A 1,494-nucleotide genomic window follows, 5' to 3' on the forward strand; every position below is an offset into this window, starting at 1 on the left:
GGGCCGAGGCACCGAAGACATTTCCGCATCGAAACCTCCTCACCCAATGCAACCTCCCTCACTGTATCGCCGCTCTCAGTGATCGGGGCGGTTGCCGTGTCAGGCTGGATCGTAATTGCTCCCGTCAATCCCCTTGAGCTCAGATCCGGTGCGGCCTCAACCGGTCAACGCAACAGCGTTGGCGAACGCCTTTGATGGTGTCATCCAGCCGAGGGTCTGTCGAGGACGGGTGTTGAGAGATCGTGCAATGGCGTCGAGCTGGCGCTGGCTGTGGATCGACAGGTCGGTCTTCTTCGGCAAGTACTGACGAAGGAGTCCATTGGTGTTCTCGTTGCTGCCGCGCTGCCAGGGGCTGTGGGGGTCGCAGAAGTAGATCGGCAGGTTCGCGGCGACGCTGATCTCGTGGTGGCGGGCCATCTCCGAGCCCTGGTCCCAGGCCAGCGAGCGGCGCAGCGCTTCGGGCAGCGCGGTGATGGTGGGGATCATGGCGTCGCGGACGGTCTCGGCGTCGTGGCGGGCGGGCAGGTGCACCAGCAGCACGAACCGGGTGGCGCGTTCGACCAGGGTGGCGATCGCGGAGGCGTTCTCGGCGCCCAGGATCAGGTCGCCTTCCCAGTGCCCGGGCACCGCGCGGTCGGCGGCCTCGGCGGGCCGCTCGGAGATCATGATCTCCGGGGTGATGTAGGTCCGGTTCGAGCGGGCGGTGAACGCCCGGGGCCGGCGGACCGCGCGGTGGGTGCGCAGGCACTGGTGCAGTTCGCGGCGCAGGCTGCCCCGGCCTTGGACGTAGAGCTCCTGGTAGATCGTCTCGTGGGACACCTGCATCTCCGGGCGGTCGGGGAACTGCTCACGCAGGTCGTGGGTGATCTGCTCGGGGCTCCAGCGCTTCGTGAGCCGGGCCTGGACCTGGTCGACCAGCTCAGGATGCCCGCTGAACTTGGTCGGTTTCGGGCGCCGGGCCCGGGCGTCGGCCTTGGCCTGGGCTGGCCCCGCCCGATACGCGTCCTGGCGGGCCCGGCGGGCGTCGACCCGCCGCCCCGGGCGCGGCGGCCCGCTCGGGGCCGGCGCCCGGCCGCGGGAGTGGGCTCCCCGCCGCTCGCGCACCACGTGGTTGCGGTCGATCTCGCGCTTGATCGTTGAACGGTGCCGCCCGAGCAGGCGGGCGATCTCGACCTGGCGCAGCCCCGCGGCCAGCCCCCTCGAGATCTCCTCACGCTCGGCCAGCGACAGGTACCGGCCCGAGGGCTCGGCCAGCGACGGGATCATCCCGCCAGACTCACGAACCCACCGCCAGCCAGTGTCATCTGACACGCCCACCCGAGCACACGCCTGCCGGTGATCCAGACCCGCCAGCCGCGCCCGCCAGAACTCCCGCACCCGCGCCCGCGAACCCAACACATCGCCCAACACACACCCCACACGAACTCGAGGTGTTGCGACAGCTACTTGAATCCGCCGGCCGGTCGGCCTGCCCTATGTGCTCCTGATCAACGG

At 69.9% G+C, this 1,494-nt stretch carries 1 protein-coding gene; it reads right to left on the minus strand.

The genetic code is table 11. The features are described 5' to 3' along the window. Positions 1–156: 156 nt before the first annotated feature. Complete coding sequence (locus AC0CYZ_RS02765; protein WP_472212130.1) at positions 157–1,344, minus strand: IS30 family transposase; 1,188 nt, start codon at positions 1,342–1,344, stop codon at positions 157–159. Positions 1,345–1,494: the final 150 nt, after the last annotated feature.

Source organism: Actinomycetospora sp., assembly GCF_055612215.1.